The organism is Rhodococcus sp. T7, from assembly GCF_009872365.1.
Lineage (GTDB): Bacteria > Actinomycetota > Actinomycetes > Mycobacteriales > Mycobacteriaceae > Rhodococcus_F.
In genome coordinates this window covers 1-16809 of record NZ_WXYH01000355.1, presented here as the reverse complement: position 1 = coordinate 16809, position 16809 = coordinate 1, and the positions used below count along the sequence as shown (strand labels likewise).

The 16809-nt window shown below is 69.5% G+C and carries 13 protein-coding genes; 6 read left to right on the top strand and 7 right to left on the bottom strand.

Annotated features, from left to right (window positions below; all coding sequences use genetic code 11):
* Both MLGJGCBP_RS35555 and MLGJGCBP_RS35550 read right to left on the bottom strand, forming a co-directional pair.
* Complete coding sequence (locus MLGJGCBP_RS35555; RefSeq protein WP_160101678.1) at positions 1–1323, bottom strand: DUF2786 domain-containing protein; 1323 nt, start codon at positions 1321–1323, stop codon at positions 1–3.
* Between the two features lie 19 nt (positions 1324–1342).
* Entirely contained in the window at positions 1343–4558 is a 3216-nt protein-coding gene (locus MLGJGCBP_RS35550; protein ID WP_160101676.1) for a DEAD/DEAH box helicase, read from the bottom strand.
* Positions 4559–4713: 155 nt separating this feature from the next.
* On the opposite strand from MLGJGCBP_RS35550, the gene mddA reads away from it, so the two are divergent.
* A complete protein-coding gene (mddA, locus tag MLGJGCBP_RS35545) occupies positions 4714–5496 on the top strand; it encodes a methanethiol S-methyltransferase (RefSeq protein ID WP_160101674.1) in 783 nt (260 codons plus the stop codon).
* A 3-nt stretch (positions 5497–5499) separates the two neighbouring features.
* Here mddA and MLGJGCBP_RS35540 read toward each other — a convergent pair whose 3' ends face one another.
* From MLGJGCBP_RS35540 to MLGJGCBP_RS35530, 3 genes are all read right to left on the bottom strand, one after another.
* Positions 5500–6228, bottom strand: a complete 729-nt coding sequence (locus MLGJGCBP_RS35540; protein WP_087558083.1) for an SDR family oxidoreductase — start codon at positions 6226–6228, stop codon at positions 5500–5502.
* A gap of 27 nt (positions 6229–6255) precedes the next feature.
* On the bottom strand, positions 6256–6744 hold the full coding sequence (locus MLGJGCBP_RS35535) for a hypothetical protein (RefSeq protein WP_160101672.1): 489 nt from the start codon (positions 6742–6744) through the stop codon (positions 6256–6258).
* Between the two features lie 79 nt (positions 6745–6823).
* Positions 6824–8335: an ATP-dependent DNA ligase gene (locus MLGJGCBP_RS35530; RefSeq protein WP_160101670.1), complete on the bottom strand. Its 1512-nt coding sequence runs from the start codon at positions 8333–8335 to the stop codon at positions 6824–6826.
* 92 nt (positions 8336–8427) lie between these two features.
* On the opposite strand from MLGJGCBP_RS35530, the gene MLGJGCBP_RS35525 reads away from it, so the two are divergent.
* Complete coding sequence (locus MLGJGCBP_RS35525) at positions 8428–9723, top strand: NtaA/DmoA family FMN-dependent monooxygenase (protein WP_160101668.1); 1296 nt, start codon at positions 8428–8430, stop codon at positions 9721–9723.
* Here the strand turns inward: MLGJGCBP_RS35525 and MLGJGCBP_RS35520 are convergent.
* Both MLGJGCBP_RS35520 and MLGJGCBP_RS35515 read right to left on the bottom strand, forming a co-directional pair.
* Entirely contained in the window at positions 9720–10502 is a 783-nt protein-coding gene (locus tag MLGJGCBP_RS35520; RefSeq protein WP_160101666.1) for a DUF427 domain-containing protein, read from the bottom strand. The two genes, MLGJGCBP_RS35525 and MLGJGCBP_RS35520, sit on opposite strands and share 4 nt — an antisense overlap.
* 45 nt (positions 10503–10547) lie before the next feature.
* Complete coding sequence (locus tag MLGJGCBP_RS35515) at positions 10548–11195, bottom strand: DUF998 domain-containing protein (protein ID WP_236581549.1); 648 nt, start codon at positions 11193–11195, stop codon at positions 10548–10550.
* 130 nt (positions 11196–11325) lie between these two features.
* On the opposite strand from MLGJGCBP_RS35515, the gene MLGJGCBP_RS35510 reads away from it, so the two are divergent.
* From MLGJGCBP_RS35510 to MLGJGCBP_RS35495, 4 genes are all read left to right on the top strand, one after another.
* Entirely contained in the window at positions 11326–14235 is a 2910-nt protein-coding gene (locus tag MLGJGCBP_RS35510; RefSeq protein WP_160101662.1) for an FAD-binding and (Fe-S)-binding domain-containing protein, read from the top strand.
* A gap of 1 nt (position 14236) precedes the next feature.
* On the top strand, positions 14237–14665 hold the full coding sequence (locus tag MLGJGCBP_RS35505; RefSeq protein WP_160101660.1) for a pyridoxamine 5'-phosphate oxidase family protein: 429 nt from the start codon (positions 14237–14239) through the stop codon (positions 14663–14665).
* A 156-nt stretch (positions 14666–14821) separates the two neighbouring features.
* Positions 14822–16417, top strand: a complete 1596-nt coding sequence (locus MLGJGCBP_RS35500) for an FAD-dependent oxidoreductase (RefSeq protein ID WP_160101658.1) — start codon at positions 14822–14824, stop codon at positions 16415–16417.
* Positions 16414–16752 (top strand): 4Fe-4S dicluster domain-containing protein, encoded by a 339-nt coding sequence (locus MLGJGCBP_RS35495; RefSeq protein WP_160101656.1) that lies wholly within the window; start codon positions 16414–16416, stop codon positions 16750–16752. The genes MLGJGCBP_RS35500 and MLGJGCBP_RS35495 overlap by 4 nt, the downstream gene beginning before the upstream one ends.
* Positions 16753–16809: the final 57 nt, after the last annotated feature.

Here is a 16809-nt window from a genome sequence, read left to right as displayed (position 1 = left end):
TCAGCCGGTGATGCGTTCCCGGCCGCCGGTCAGATCCGCCAACTCGGCGGCCACCCGCCCGGCCTGCCAGCCGTGCGCATTGGTCACGGAATGCGCGATCGGGACGGTGGACGGGAACTGATCCTCGAACACCGATCCGACCGCCTCGGTCCGTTCGGCCATGATCGGCACCAGTTCTTTGCCGTACTGACTGGACGCGTCGCGGCCGGCCTGATCCCGGGCGATCGCCAGCCGTTCGCCCACCCGGGTGGCGAAGGCGAGCAGGAACGACCGACGGAAGCTGGGGGTTCGTTTCACCCGGTCGCCACCCGCCTCGCTCAGCGCGTGTGACGCCTGAACCAGGAGTGACGTGAACAGCATCTCGCAAAGGTCCAGGTCGATCGGCATCCCGACCATGCTGACGAGGCCGAACCGCTGATGCCAGATGACGCGGACGCTGTTGGTGTCAGCCACACAGTTCAGCAGCTGAACTTTCGCCTCGGGATACGGGTTGTCGACGAGCAGCCGGCGGGTGACGACCTGATCACGCAGCGAGGTGCGCGCGGCGGCATCGACGACGGCGCTGTCGATGGCATAGCGCGTCATCAGATCCTGCGCCTTCGCCGAGAGGGTTTCCGCCTCCTCTGCGTACGGAGTCGCTTCGGCCTTGGCCAGCAGGCCCCGGATGCGGGCCAGAATCTTGGGTTCGGGCCCACGAGAAGCGGATGACGAGGTGGCCATGCCCTCGCTCCAGTTCGCCGGGGCCGCGAGCAGCGGCGTCAGGGGTATCAGGTAGCTGCAGTAGCCGAGGAACGACAGGATCGCCGTCCACGTGTCGGTAGGGTCGGCGTTCTCCGAGGCACACCACGCGGACAGGTAGCCACGGGCGGGTGCACTGTCCGGTGCGATACCCAGCTCGTCGAGCTGCTCCCGCCACTGAGCCGGCGCGATCTTGCGCGCCGAGGTGCGGCTCGCGTGCGCGCCGATCACGGTGACCGTCAGCCGAGCCGTGCGCGCACCGAATTCCCGGCGCACCGCGTGAACGAATTCCGTCGGCTGCCACCCCGTGCCGAACACGTGGTCCATCGACCCGTCGAGAATCCGGGAGACCCACTCCAGGACACTGTCCGCAGACCGGGAACCGTCGAGATCGGCCAGCTGACGGACCGTCCGTCGCAGTGACTCGGGATTCGCCGAGGGCCCGTACGCGAACTCGATTCCGGCGAACACCAGGGATTCGGCGCCCTCGATGCCGGGACGGGGCGCACGCTGCTCCCGGGCGGTGCCCCGTTGCTGCTTCTTGCGTTTGCGTGCGGCGCGGTTCTGCTGACTGTTGCGGCTCAACTCGCATTCCTCACTCTCATCACTCGAACAGGCTGCGGATGTCGTCGGCGTCGAGGCTGGAGCTGAGCAGGGTGTCGGCGTCCATGACGCTCGCGAACAGCGCCGACTTCTTCGCCTTCAGCGCCATCACCTTGTCTTCGATGGTGTCCTTCGCGATCAGCCGGTACACCATCACGTTGCGGGTCTGCCCGATGCGGTGCGCCCGGTCGACGGCCTGCGCCTCCGTGGCCGGATTCCACCACGGGTCGAGGATGAAGCAGTAATCCGCTTCGGTGAGGTTCAGCCCGAAGCCGCCGGCCTTGAGGCTGATCAGGAACACCGGGGCGTCGCCCTCCTTGAAATCGCGGAGCACGTCACCGCGACGCCGGGTGCCGCCGTCGAGGTAGGCGTGCGCGATGCCCGCGTCGTCGAGACGGTCGCGGACCTTTCCGAGGAACCCGGTGAACTGGCTGAACACCAGCGCCCGGTGACCGCCGGCGACGACGTCGGCGAGCTGTTCGAGCAGTGCGTCGACCTTGGCGGACGGGACCTCTTGGTACTCGTCGTCGACCAGTCCGGCGTCGAGACTCAGCTGCCGCAGCAGGGTCAGCGACTGCAGGATCGTGAAGCGGTTCTTGTCGACGTCGGCGAGCAGGCCGAGGATCTTCTGCCGCTCACGCTGCAGGTGGGTGTCGTAGATCTTGCGGTGCTTCGCGTGCAGGTCGACATCGAGCACCTGCTCCTGCTTGGCCGGAAGATCCTTCACCACTTGCTCTTTGGTGCGGCGCAACATCAGCGGCTTGACGCGGCGGCGCAGCTGCGCGAGGAGTTCGGCGTCGCCCTGCTGCTCGATCGGCCTGCGGTAGTAGTCGGTGAACCGGGCCGGATTCGGGAACAAGCCCGGGGCGGTGATGGACAGCAGCGCCCACAACTCCATCAGGTTGTTCTCCATCGGCGTGCCGGTGATCGCCAGCTTGAACGGGGCCTCCAGCCGACGGGCACACTGGTAGATCTTCGACTTGTGGTTCTTCGTGAACTGCGCCTCGTCGAGGATCAACCCCGACCACGTGCACTCCGCGTAGGCCTCGAACTCCAAGCGGAACAGCGTGTAGGACGTGACGACGATGTCGGCGCCCTGCACCAGTTCGTCCAGCGGAATCTTGCGGCGTTTCAGGGTGTCGGCGATCGCGACGACCTTGGCGTCCGGGGCGAAGCGCGCCGATTCGGACTCCCAATTCGACACCACACTGGTGGGGGCCACGATGAGGAACGGCGGCGCGGCTGGATTCGACTGCCGCGCATGGCAGATCAGCGCCAGTGCCTGCAGGGTCTTGCCGAGCCCCATGTCGTCGGCGAGGATTCCGCCGAGCCCGTGCTCCCAGAGGAACGCCAGCCAGCGGAACCCCTCCACCTGATACGGGCGCAACTGCGCGTCGAGCGTGCCCGGGACGTCGACCTGGTGGACGGTGCCCGGTGCCAGCAGTCCGTCCACCTGCTGCCGCCACGCCTTCGCCTGGCGCTTCACGGTGCCGAGGGCCGCGAACTCGTCCCACAGGCTCGCCTGGAACCGGCTGAGCCGCAGCGACCCGTCGGCGCGGTCGTGGAGGGCGCGGGCCTCGTCGATCAGCTTCCGCAGCGTGTGGAGTTCGGGTTTGTCCAGGGAGAAGTAGGCGCCGTCGGGCAGCAGCAGTTCGGACTTTCCGGCGCTCAGCGCGGAGAAGACCTGGTCGAACGGGACGTCCCGGCCCTCCACAGTGAGCGTGACACCGAGGTCGAACCAGTCGGTGCTGCCGGTGGAGGCCCTGGTGGAGACCCCGATGGCGAGCGAATCGCCGGCCTCACGATAGTCGGCGCGGTCGCCGGAAACGTCGATGGACACGTCGGTCTTGCCGTCGAGCAGGGGCAGGATCTCGGTGGTGAAACGCATCGTGTCGAGTCCGTGCAGCGCCGTCGATTCCGGGCCGTCCGACCCCAAGCCGTATCTGTTCCAGTCGATGTCGAGTTCGTCGAGCAGGGCACGTTCGCGGGCGTCGTCCCGGAACTCGTCACCGGCGGTCCGGGCCGAGAGCGGAGTGCGGTGCTCGTCGTCCCCGACCGTGTACAGCCATTCCCAGTCGACGGTGACCTCGTGGTCGGGCAGATACGTGGCCCGCAACGTCAGGGTGGGTTCGGAGATCGCGGGTGGGACGAACGAGCCATCCGAGGAGATGACCGTGGCCAGATTGCGCAGCTTCGGCAGAAAGTCCGTCAGGAACCGGGACCGCTCGTCGTCGGGGATCTCGATGCGCGTGCGACGGCGCACCAGATCCTGCAGGGCGGCGTGCACGGGGGTGTCGAGCCGCGCGAGCTGGATGCGTTCGTCCGCGTCGACGTAGAACAGGCCGTGGCCGCGGAGCCCGATGAAGCCGACGGTGGTCGCGTCGACCCGTTCGCCGTCGACACGGATCACCGGCTGCACGACCAGGGCGTCGAGCGTGTCGTCGTGGGTGGCGTCGAGGCAGATCTCTGCGGAGCGGACCGGGGCCAGCGCGCCCAGCCGCTTGGAGGTGTGAATGAGCTGCACGCCCACCCGGGCCGCCTCGTCGAGGAGCGACCACAGCTGGCGGCTGGGGAAGATACTGAGGTTCAGATCGATGTTGTTGTCGCGGCGGTAGCGCAGGCCCCCGTCGGCCAGCAGGTGGATCTCGTGCAGCACGCGGATGTGCTCGGCGGGATGTTGAGACGGGCTGCCGAGCTTGTTCCAGGCCAGTCCGCCGACGATCCAGTCCTTGCTCCCGGGCTGGACGGGCCGCACCAGCAGTTGTGGTCCCGATTCCACCGCGGATGCCGACACCCGGAACTGGATGGCGAGAGGCGCACGCCGGGCGGAATCACCGAACGCGTCGAGGGGGTTCAGCAGTGAGCTGAGCGATCGGTCCCAGGTGGGTGCGACCGCATCCGGCGCCTCGGACCGCGCCTTGTTCATCGCTGTGATCAGCACGGCGGCGACATGCTTGCAGTTCATGGCGACCGGGCACGTACAGAGTCCGTACCGGTACACGGTGCGGCCGGCAGTGGACGTGACGAACGCGGTAGCTGCGTACGGTTTCGTCGCGGTGCCCATCACCTCGCCCCACAGCACCTTGGCCGCCGGATCCCAGGCCACCACGGACACCGCGCCGGCCTGCGCATACTGCGCGCCGCGGGTGAAGGTGGTGGTGCCGAGGACCGCCCTGATCGACGCCACGTCGACGTCACGGAACTCCGGTGGCAGCATGCCGACAGGGTAGTCAGTCGGTGCGACACGGTCGCGGCGTCCCCGCCGGCGGCCGGGGTGCGCAGACCGTCACCCCAGGGTTACTGGTCGCGCCCGCCGTGGGGTCGGAGACTTCGGTGCGTCGGGGGAAGTGCACAGCGATCGGAGAGAACATCATGGCCGAGATGGTCGAAGCACGGCACGCGCACCGCCCGGGTGGCGTCGCCAGAGGATTGATCACCGCGTACGGGCTGGTCGTCTACGCGATGTTCCTCGTCGTGTTCCTGTATGCGATCGGATGGGTCGAGGGCCTCGTTGTGCCCTACACGATCAACGACGGTCCCGCCGCCCCCGCCGCGGTGGCCGTGGTCGTCGACGTGGTGCTGCTGACGGTGTTCGCGATGCAGCATTCGGTGATGGCCAGGCCCTGGTTCAAGGAGCGCTGGACCAGGATCGTCCCGCAGCCGATGGAGCGCTCGACATACGTACTGTTCGCCACGGCCGCGCTGGCTCTGCTGATGTGGCAGTGGCGTCCGCTACCCGAGCAGATCTGGGACGTGGAGACGAGCTGGGTCCGCGTCGTAATCTACGCCGTATCGCTCGGCGGGTGGGCGCTCGTCTTCGCGGCGACGTTCGCCATCGACCACTTCGACCTGTTCGGACTGCGCCAGGTGCTGCGGAACCAGAGCGGAAAGTCGGATCCGCCCAGCATCTTCCGGACACCGATGCTCTACCGGATGGTCCGGCACCCGCTCTATGCGGGATTCGTGATCGCCTTCTGGGTGGCGCCGACGATGACGTGGGGGCGCCTGCTGTTCGCCGTGGGCACCACCGGCTTCATCCTGGTCGCAGTGCGGTTCGAGGAGCACGACCTGATCGACACGTTCGGCGACGACTACCGCACCTACCGCACGCGGGTGCCGATGCTCGTCCCGAGGTGCGGCGCGCGGCGGGGGTAGTCGTCACAGGCCGCCGGCGACGGCGATGGTCGTGGCGGTGACGTAGGACGCCTGATGGGACAGCGCCCACAGCACCGCCTCGGCGATCTCCTCGGGTGTCGCGACCCGGCCGAGGGGGATCCGTCCGGCGACCCGTTCGGGTCGCCCCGGGTCGCCCGCGGCCGCGTGGATGTCGGTGTCGGTGGTGCCGGGAGCGACGCCGACGACCCGGATGTTCGCGCTCGCCAGTTCCCGCCCGAGTCCCGTCGTGAGACTGTCGACGGCCGCCTTCGAGGCCGCGTATCCGACGTATTCGCCCGGTGCCCCGGTTCCCGCCGCAACCGAACTGAGGTTGACGATCACGCCGGGGCGCCCCTCCCGGACCCAGTGCTCGGCCGCCGCGCGGGCGTAATTGATCGTCCCGAAGACGTTGACGTCGAACACCTCCCGCAGCGACGCGTCCGCGGTGGAGAGGAAGGGGCCGACTGGCCCGGTGGTCCCCGCGTTGTTGACGACCGCGGTCAGTTGTCCGCGTTCGTCGGCTGCGCCCACTACCGCCGCGGCGAGTGCGGCGTCGCGCACATCGGCGCGCACGGCGGTGGCGCGGATCCCGCAGTGGTGCACGAGGTGGTCGGCGGCCTCGTCGTCGTTCTGATAGGTGAACGTCACCTGATAGCCGCGATGGACGGCCAGACGCACGACGGCGGCGCCGATGCCGCGCGATCCACCGGTGACGAGGATGTGTTCGCTCACCATACGAGCGTATCCGGGTGGGCGCCGTCAGCGCGTGGGCCTGCCGAACGTGATGCTCGGCGCCGTCACCGTGATCGACGCGATGCGGACCGCGAGACCGGGGGAGGGCGGCGGTTCGGCGTCGATGACGGTGGGGTGATAGTCGACCTGCTCGGGCGCCGGACGGGTCGACCCGAAGACACTCCGGACCACCCCCATCGGCGTGCGGGCGATCGCGTCGGCCGACTGCTGGATCTGCTCGAGCGTCCGGAACATCGTGTCGAAATTGTCGGACTGCCTGCCCGTGCTCACCGCCTCGACCACCGGCCGCATCGTCCGCAGCAGGAACACGACCTCTTCGAGCAGTTCCTCGGTGAGCCGGAGGATGTGGAACGACGTCTTCGCCACCTCGATCGGCACGGTGACGGTACACACGGCGACACGGACGGGACCCTCCGCGGCCTCGGCCGCCCTCCGGTACGCGTCCTCGATCACCGGGGCGACGCACGAGGGCACGAAGCGGGAAACGAATGTCACGGGTCGACCCCCTCGCGGCACGGCGACTTGTTTTGCCGGGGAGGCTACCGCCCCGGCGCGCGCCATGCAGGACGAGCGCTCACCCGGGCAGCAGGGCGCGGACGGCGTCGATGGTGTCGGCGTCGGCGGCCGTCTTGTCGGGGCGGTACCGCAGGACGCGGGCGAACCGCAGGGCGAGCCCGCCGGGGTAGCGGGAACTGATCTGGACGCCGTCGAGTTCGATCTCCACGACGAGGTCGGGGTTCAGGTACACCGTGTGGTCGTCGCGGCGGCGTTCGTGGCGGGGGAATTCGTCCGTCTGCCACTGCAGCAGCGCGTCGGTGAGGCCCTTGAACGTCTTGCCCACCATGATCGGTTCACCGCCGTCCGGGTCGCGCGCCCCGAGGTGCAGGTTGGACAGGTACCCGGTGCGCCGCCCATATCCCCACTCCGCGCCGAGCACCACCAGGTCGAGGGTGTGCTCCGGTTTCACCTTCTGCCAGGCGCGGCCGCGCCGTCCCGCTGCGTACGGGGCGGTGAGCGACTTGACCATGACGCCCTCGTGTCCGGCGGCGAGTGCGTCGTCGAAATGGGTTGCGGCCCCTTCGCTGTCGGGGCGGATGAGGCCGGGGATACGGTGTTGCGGCGCAACCCGTTCCAGCGCGTCCAACCGTTGCTCGAGGGGGGCGTCCAGCAGGTCGACGCCGTCGAGATGCAGGCAGTCGAAAAAATACGGGTGCAGCAACAGGTCGCGGGAGGACTCGGCGCCGAACCGGCTCATCGTCTCCTGGAACGGCCGGGGCCTGCCGCTGTCGGTGAGCGCCAACGTTTCCCCGTCGAACACCGCCGACGCGCAGGGCAGGCCGGCGACGAGTGCGACCAGTTCCGGCACGCTGCCGGTGATCTCACGCAGCGTGCGGGTGAAGATCCACACCTCGTCGCCGTTGCGGTGCACCTGGATCCGCGCGCCGTCGAGTTTGTATTCGACACTGACATCGCCGCCGAGTTCGGTCCACGCGTCCGCGAGGGATTCGGCGGGGGAGGCCAGCATCGGCCGCACCGGACGACCCACCTCCAGCCGGAACGCGGTGAGCGCGTCGACCCCGCCGCCGAACGCGGCGACCGCGGTCGCGGGCAGCCGTCCCGACAGCATGAACGCCCGGCGCACCGGTTCGACGGGAAGATCGGCGGCCGCCGCGATCGCGTCCGTCATCACCCCCTCCAGTGCACCCTGGCGGAGGTCGCCGGTGACCAGCCGGATCAGGAAATCCCGCTCGTCGGTGGTGGTGCGGGAGAACAGGTCCGCGAGCAGTTCACGCCGGCGTGCCGCCGATCCGGAACCGGTGACCGCGGCGACGGCGGAGATGGTCCCGTCGACCTCGGACACCGTGACGGACCCGGCGTCGACGGGCGTCGCCGGAATGTCCGCGACTGTCCGCCAGCCGATTCCGATCCGGCCCTGCCGAAGTTCCCCGGACAGCCACGCGACCACCGGTTCCACCTCGGACGGCTCCAGCCGGGTGAGGACCTCGCGGAGCGCCCCGACCTTCACCTTCCGCGATCGGGTGGCACCCACGTCTCGGGACGTCGCGACGATCTGCGAGAACAGCACACCCCGACGGTAGCGGGGCGGTGTGACAAGCGGTCAGAATCCGGCTGATCCGAACGCTGGGCCGACCGGCCCGCCGTTCCTAGGCTGGGCGAATGAGTACTGCGCGACGCCGCCCATTGAAGACGGTGACGGGAGTCAGCGGCGCCGTCAGCACCTATGCGGCGGCGATCGACCCGCAGCAGTCGACCGTCGCCTCCTCGATCGAGATCGCGAAGATCGCGGAGGCGAACAAGTTCGACGCGCTGTTCGCCGCCGACCTGCTGAGCTTCGGCGCGCAGGGCGCGATCGGCGCGCAGGAACCGCTGATCTTCCTGTCGGCGCTGAGTGCCGTGACCTCGCACGTCGGGCTGATCGCGACGGTGACCACCACGTTCCACCATCCGTACAACCTCGCGCGGCTGTTCGGCACCCTCGACCACGTGAGCAACGGCCGCGCGGCCTGGAACGCCGTGACCTCGTCGCTGGGGGAGGAGAACTACAGCGACCACGACCTCCCCAGCCCCGAGGAGCGGTACGCCCGGGCAACGGAATCCCTCGAAGTCATCAACGCCCTGTTCGACAGCTGGGAACCCAGGGCGCTCACGTCCGACGGTGCCGGAGGTACCAGGCTCGACGCCGACCGGGTGCGGCCGATCGACCACACGGGCACCTATTTCACGGTGAAGGGTCCGCTCAACATCCCGCCGCTGCCGCAGCGCCGGCCCGTGCAGTTCCAGGCCGGCCAATCCGCGGCGGGCGTGGAACTCGGCGCCCGCTTCGCCGAGGTGGTGTTCACGTCGCTGCCCACCCTCGAGGACGCCGTCACCTACACCAAGAGCATCCGAACGCGGGCCACGGAACTCGGCCGCGCCGACGGGCTGCCGCTGATCATGAGTTCTTTCCACGCCACCTACGGCGCGTCCGAGGCCGAGGTGCGGCGGCTGGTCCGGGAGCAGGAAGAAACCACCGACCTCGACGCCGGCCGGATCCGGCTCGAGGACATGTTCGGTGGCGGCATCGACCTGTCCGGGCTGCCGCTCGACAAGCCGGTCCCGGCCGACGTGCTGCCCGACGTCGGATCGGTGAACCGCCGCCGGGGCCGGGTCGAGATCTTCAGTCGGCTCGCAGCGTCCGGTCGCACGCTGCGCGAGCTGATCATCGCGTCCAAGGACACCGGCCACTGGGCGGTCGCCGGAACCCCCGAGCAACTCGCCGACGCCGTCCAGGAACGCTACGACGCCGGTGTTCTCGACGTCATCTCCCTCGGCGGGCTCGCCGAGGAACGGACCCGCGACTTCGTCGTCAACGGCCTGCTGCCCGAACTGCGGCGACGCGGAATCGTCGGCGACGACTACGTGGGCGGCACGTTCCGGGACAACCTGGAACTGCCGCCGCTGCCGGCCCGCTAGTTCTCCACCGGTGTGCCGTCGACGACGATCCGCACACGGTCCGGGTAGAACGAGACGTGGTCGTCGATGCCCGACACCTCCGCGGTGGTGAACGGGTAGAACCAGGCGGCGTCCTCCACCGGATCCGTGCCGTCGGTGCCGGTGAACGACAGATACGACGCCGTCCCCTTGTACGGGCAGGACGTCCTGGTGTCGGAGGCGGTGAAGAACTCGGACCGCACGTCGATGCGGGGAATGTAGTAACGCACCGGCAGCGACGTCTCGAACAGCAGACGCGGGCGGACCGTGTCGGCGACGAGGGTGTCGCCGACGAAGACCTCCACGTGCCGCGACGACGGCAGCACATCCACCCGGACGTACGGGTCGCGGGCGTGGACGAACACCTGCTGATCCTCCTCGTACCAGGCGTCCATCCGGTGCCAGTAGAACGCGACATACGCGCTGAGGTCGAGGGAATCCGCGAGTTTCTCGTCGTAACCCCATACCGACTGCTCGGCGCGACGGTCGCCGACGACGAGATCCCAGTACCGCGCCTTGCCCTTCCACGGGCAGGTGGTGGACGCGTCGACGGGCTCGAGGACGTCGAAGTTCACGTCGTCGCGGGGAATGTAATAGACGGGCAGGTGTCCCTTCTCGAACAGGTACACCGAACGGGTGGTGTCGGCGACCGCCTGACCGCCGAAGAACACCCGGATGCGCTTGTGGTTGGGTTCGATCGAGATGCGGCCGTTCTCCGCGACCTGCTGAGAAGCGGCGGCATGCGTGAGGGCTGTGGACATCACTCCATGGTGGCACCTTCGCCGCCCCGTGCGCCTTTTTGGTAGTCAGGGCAACCAGAAAGGCGCACGGGCGCGGAGCGCGGCGACACCGGCGGTCACGACCCACACCGTGAACGGGTAGAGGGCCAGGCGTTCGGTGATGCCGAACGGTGTGCCGGGAAGCAGGATCGCCGCCGTTCCGAGAATCCCGACGAGTCCGCAGAGACCGGTCCACAGTGCGAAGACGCGCCACCGTTCGTACAGCCCGACCGCGACGACGAGCATGGCGGCGTTGCGCGCGACGAATGTCGGGGTCGCGACGATCTGGTGGAGGTGGGCGTCCACGTCGATCGGAACGAGACCCGTCAGCGCGGCGCTGACGGCGGCCACACCGAACAGGACCAGCGCGGTGCGTCGGAGGAGGCCCGGCGGGAGGAAGTCGCGCAGGCACACCGCGCCCACGAGGATGAGCACCCCGGTCAGCACGAAGGCGCTGTTGATCACCGCGTGCAGCGGCGAGCAGAGCCTGGCGGCGGCAGACCCGTCGCAGCCCGAGACACCCAGATTGCTGATCGAATTCGTCCGCACCCGGTACGGCCGCGGCCAGGCGCGCGCGGTCACGATCTCCGCGACGAAATACAGGGCGATCAGCACCCACGCGGCGCCGCCCACCCGCACGGCCAACGGTCGCCGGGCGGGTGCAGATGTTCGCACGACGCTCACCCCTCCGTACCGTACCGGCTCACGGAGTGGATTGTTGACAATCTTCGGGGGCGGCTCGACGATGTAGCCATGGGCCCGCTGACGACGATTCCGGTTGCTGACTCCGAGGGCAGGGCTGCGCGTGGCTGAGCTGACGCGCCCCGCCGCCGACCTGCATGCCGAGCTCGCCGAGCTGGGCATCGACCTCGACACCGGAACGCGCCGGCGCGCCGAATACTCGTTCGACGCCTCCAATTACCGGGTGCCGCCGCTGGCCGTGGCGTTTCCGCACACGCCCGCCGACGTGGTGGCGATCGTGCGGGCCTGCACCGACCGCGGCATTCCCGTCACCAGTCGCGGCGGCGGCACCTCGCTCGCCGGCAACGCGATCGGCAGGGGCGTGGTGCTCGACTTCTCCCGGCACATGAACCGGGTGCGGGCCGTCGACGCGTCCGCCCGCACCGCCGTCGTCGAACCCGGCATCGTGCTGACGGACCTGCAGAAGGACGTGCAACTGGCGACGGACGGCGCGTTCACCTTCGCGCCCGACCCGTCCAGCAAGTCCCGCGCGACGGTCGGCGGCGCGATCGGCAACGACGCCTGCGGCAACCACTCCGTCCGCTACGGCCGCACGTCCGATCACGTCGTCGCACTCGACGTGGTGACCGCGAGCGGGCACCGGCTGACCGCCACCCGCGACGGGCTGCGGGCCACCGATCCGGACGACGCGCCCGCGGTGGGCGAGGCCGCACGGATCACCGCCGGACTCGACGAACTGACCCAGGAGCATCTCGGTGACTTCCGCCTCGAGCTCGGCCGCATCCCGCGTCAGGTGTCCGGCTTTCACCTGGCGAACCTGTTGCCCGAGAACGGCTTCGATGTGGCCCGCGCCCTGGTGGGCAGCGAAGGCACGTGCGCGGTGATCGTGGCCGCGACCGTCGCGCTGGTGCCGGTACCGCCCGCGGCGATGCTGCTGTGCCTCGGATACCACGACCTGGTGGACGCGGCCCGTGACAACGCGATCATCCTCGACTATTCACCCGCCGCCATCGAGGGCATCGACTCGGCGATCGTCGACACCATGCGGCACCTCCGCGGCGCCGACTCCGTCGTCGGGCTGCCCGACGGTCAGGCGTGGCTGTACGTCGACCTGGACGGCGACGACCTCGCCGAGGTCGAACTCCGCGGAGCCGAACTGGTCTCGAAACTCCGCGCGGCCGGACGCCTCGTCGACTCGCGGGTCGTCGGGGACCCGGCCGAACGCGCGTCGCTGTGGCGGGTCCGCGAGGACGGCGCCGGACTGTCCGCCCGGCTCGTCGAGGGCGGCGAATCCTGGACGGGCTGGGAGGATTCCGCCGTCGCACCCGACCAGCTCGCCGACTACCTCGTCGACATCAAGGCGCTGCTCGCCGAATTCGACCTCACCGGCGTGATGTACGGGCACTTCGGCGCCGGCTGCATGCACATCCGCATCAACTTCGACCAGCGCACCGACGAGGGCCGGGACGTGATGTCGCGGTTCATCCACCGCGCCGCCGAACTCTGCGTGCGGTTCGGCGGATCGATGTCCGGTGAACACGGCGACGGCCGCGCCCGGTCGGCGCTCCTGCCGATGATGTACACCCCCACCATGATGGCGGCGTTCGCCACGTTCAAACGGCTCTGGGATCCGGCGGCCGTGCTGAACCCGGGCAGCATCGTCGAGCCCGAACCGCTGCTCGGCAGCCTCGCCCTCGACGGCGTGAATCCGCGGGCGTGGCAGACCAGTTTCGACCTCACCCCCACCAGTGACGTTCCCGTCGCACCGTTCGTCCACGCCGTCCAGGGGTGCATCGGCGTGGGCCGCTGCCGCGCCTCGACCGGCGGGGTGATGTGCCCCAGCTACCGCGCCACCGGCGACGAGAAGGACTCCACCCGCGGCCGGGCCCGCGCCCTGCAGGAGATGGTGCGCAACTCGCCGACCGTCGCCGACGGCTGGCGGTCCGAGGACGTCAAGGAATCCCTCGACCTGTGCTTGTCCTGCAAGGCCTGCTCCACCGACTGCCCCGTCGGCGTCGACATGGCCACGTACAAGTCCGAGTTCCTCGACCACCACTACCGCGGCCGGGTGCGTCCGCTGTCGCACTACTCCCTCGGCTGGCTGCCGGTGTGGCTGAAGGTCGCGGAACGCTCGGCGCCCGTGGTGAATCGGCTGACCGCCGGCCGGCTCGCGAAGGTCGCGGCCAGGCTGGGTGGCCTCACCCCACACCGGTCGATGCCGGAGTTCGCGTCCCGCAAGCAGATCCGGCGCGAGGTGGGGGAGACGTCGCGGGACGGCACCGCGGACGTCGTGGTGCTCGCCGACACGTTCACGCGCGGGTTCCGTCCCGAGGTGGTCGGGGCCGCGTCGCGGGTGCTCGCCGACGCCGGCCGGAGCTCGCAGTGCCGCAGCGACGTGTGCTGCGGGCTCACCTGGATCTCCACCGGACAGCTCAAGCAGGCCACCAAGACCCTTGCAATGGCCGCCGAACTCCTCGACGACGGCACCGACCGGCCCATCGTCGTCCTCGAACCGAGCTGCGCCGCCGCGTTCCGCAAGGACCTGCCCGAACTCGTCCACACCGACGCCGCACGACGCGTCGCCGCCCGCATCCGCAGCTTCGCCGCTGCGGTGCTCGAACGCACCGAGGCAGGGTGGAGCCCGAGCGTGCCCGTGCCCGAAGACGTCACCGTGCAGACCCACTGCCACGAGTACGCGGTGTTCGGCGCGGCGGCCCAGCGGAAGGCACTGCAGGCCGTCGGGGTGCCGCGCGTGCGGGAAGCCACCGGATGCTGCGGCGTCGCAGGAAACTTCGGATTCGAGGCCGACCACTACGACCTCAGCATGCAGGTCGCGGAGCAGGCGCTCGCGCCCGCCCTGCGCGACAGTCCCGAAGATGCAGTCATACTGACGGACGGATTCAGCTGCCACATGCAGGTGCGGCAACTCGACCCGAACCGATCGTCGAAACACCTCGCCCAACTGCTCGACCCCGCACCACCATCGAAACCCGATCACCAGAGCGGAGACTGAAATGTCGCAGTTGTCGATGACCAGTGACGAACGTCAGAAGTTCCTCGCCGACGTGCACGTGGGGGTGATCGCCGTCGACCGCGACGGACGCGCCCCCCTCGCCGTGCCCATCTGGTACGGCTACGAACCCGGCGGCCAACCGTTCGTCTGGACCGGGCGCGGCTCGCTCAAGGAGCGGCTGATCCGCGCAGCCGGCCGCTTCAGCCTCGTCGCACAGCACGAGAAGCCGCCGTACCGGTACGTCAGCGTCGAAGGTCCGGCGGAGTTCGACGAATCACCCACCGCCGACGACATCCGCGGACTCGCCGCCCGCTACCTCCCCGCCGAGGAGGTCGACCCGTTCGTCGAGCAGGCGTACGACGACAACGCGATCATCATCCGCATGCGGCCGGAGCACTGGCTGAGCGTCGACTACGGCAAAGGCGCGTAGCACCCGTGCGCCTTTTTGGTAGCTGGGACAACCAGAAAGGCGCACGGGCGGCGGAGCCGCCTACGTTCGGTTCACGCTGATTCTGACGATGGCGGGTCGGCCCGAAGTGCGGAAGCGTCGAAGGGCAGTTGTTCCGCCTCGACAGGAGCGCCCTTCATGACCGAACTTCTCGACCTGAGCACCGACGTCCTCGTCATCGGCGGTGGCCCCGCCGGAACGTGGGCCGCCCTCCGCGCACGCCAAGCCGGGGCGGACGTCGTCCTCGTCGACAAGGGGTACTGCGGAACCAGCGGAGCCACCGCGCCTTCGGGCACCGGCGTCTGGTACGTCGACCCCGACCCGTCCGCGCGGGCGAAGGCCAAGGCCAGCCGCGAATCACTCGGCGGCCACCTCGCCGACCACCACTGGATGGACCGCGTTCTCGACCAGACGTACGCGAACATGAATTTGCTCGCCGAGGAGGGCCGGTATCCGTTCCCGGTCGACCCCGACACCGGCAGGCAGATCCGCACCGGACTCCAAGGGCCCGAATACATGCGACGCATGCGCGCATGGGTCAAGAAGGCGGGCGTCCGGATTCTCGACCACTCACCGGCCCTGGAACTGCTCGTCGACACCGACGGCCGGGTGCACGGCGCGGCGGGCTACCAGCGCCACGACGTCCGTGACTACCGGATCAGCGCGGGCGCCGTCGTGATCGCGAGCGGCGGTTGCGCGTTCCTGTCCCGGGCGCTCGGCACGAACGTCGACACCGGCGACGGCGCGCTGATGGCGGCCGAGGTGGGGGTCACGTTCTCCGGCATGGAATTCTCCAATGCCTACGCGATCGTCCCCGCCAACTCCACCATCACCAAGACCGCCTACTACGGCTACGCCACGTTCTTCCACGCCGACGGCAGCGTCCTCGAGGGCGCCGGTTCCACCAAGGGGCGGTCGGTGATCGCGAAAACGCTGCTGTCCGAACCGGTGTTCGCCCAGCTCGACCGCGCCGACGACGAGGTGCAACGCCAGATGCGGCTCGGGCAGCCGAACTTCTTCCTGCAGTTCGACCGTCGCGGGATCAACCCGTTCACCGACCGCTTCGAGGTCAGCATGCTCGCCGAGGGCACGGTCCGCGGTACCGGTGGCATCGAGGTGGTCGACGACACCTGCGCCACCTCGGTGCCCGGACTGTTCGCGGCGGGCGACGCCGCGACCCGGGAACGGATCTGCGGCGGCTTCACCGGCGGCGGCAGCCACAACTCGGCGTGGGCGATGTCGTCCGGCAGCTGGGCCGGGACCGGGGCCGCTCGGTTTGCGCGAACCGAACGTCGGGTCGCGGCGGGCGAACTGCGTCCCGCAGGCCGGGCCGGGCTGCGGCCGACGGGGCAGCCCGGGTTGGAGGCGTCCGCCGTCGTCGCGGCCGCGCAGGCCGAACTCATCCCGTACGAGAAGAACTACCTGCGAGACGGGGCGCGGGTGCAGGGTGCGCTCGGCGAACTGGAGTCGCTGTGGACGGCACTGTCCGCCGGCCTCGGCGGCGACTCCGGCGACGACCGGGTCCGTGCCCGGCAGGCCGCCGCGATCACCGCGGTGGGCCGGTGGATGTACCACTCGACGCTGGCGCGGACCGAGACCCGCGGAATGAGCAAGCGCGCCGACTATCCCGACCTCGACCCCACCCAGCACCACCACATCCTCACCGGCGGGCTCGACGACGTCTGGACGTCGACCGCCGCGGTGCACGACGGGCTGTTGCGGGTGGCCTCGTGATCGAGGTGCTGCTGGCCGACGCCTGCATCGGCTGCGACAAATGCGTCGACGCGTGCCCCACCAACGTGTTCGACCGCACCGACACCGGGATCCCCGTGATCGCGCGGCAATCGGACTGCCAGACGTGCTTCATGTGCGAGGCGTACTGCCCGGTCGACGCGCTGTACGTCGACCCGCAGTCCACCCCGCTCGTCGACGGGCAGCGCATCCCGGAGGACCACATCGGCCGGTACCGCGAGAAACTCGGCTGGGGGAAGGGACGCGCCGCCGGCTCGCTCACCGCGGTCGGGCCGTCCCTGCCGCACGGTGCGCCGCCGCCCAGGCTCCGCCCGTGAGTGCGATCGTGGACCAGGCGCCGCCGCATCCGACGTCGGCGATGGTGGCGCCGGGCG

Excerpts from the sequence above, each read along its gene's own strand:
- MLGJGCBP_RS35550 (WP_160101676.1), bottom strand. The coding sequence starts at position 4,558 with ATGCTGCCACCGGAGTTCCGTGACGTCGACGTGGCGTCGATCAGGGCG.
- mddA (WP_160101674.1), top strand. The coding sequence starts at position 4,714 with ATGGCCGAGATGGTCGAAGCACGGCACGCGCACCGCCCGGGTGGCGTC.
- MLGJGCBP_RS35525 (WP_160101668.1), top strand. The coding sequence starts at position 8,428 with ATGAGTACTGCGCGACGCCGCCCATTGAAGACGGTGACGGGAGTCAGC.
- MLGJGCBP_RS35520 (WP_160101666.1), bottom strand. The coding sequence starts at position 10,502 with ATGTCCACAGCCCTCACGCATGCCGCCGCTTCTCAGCAGGTCGCGGAG.
- MLGJGCBP_RS35505 (WP_160101660.1), top strand. The coding sequence starts at position 14,237 with ATGTCGCAGTTGTCGATGACCAGTGACGAACGTCAGAAGTTCCTCGCC.
- MLGJGCBP_RS35500 (WP_160101658.1), top strand. The coding sequence starts at position 14,822 with ATGACCGAACTTCTCGACCTGAGCACCGACGTCCTCGTCATCGGCGGT.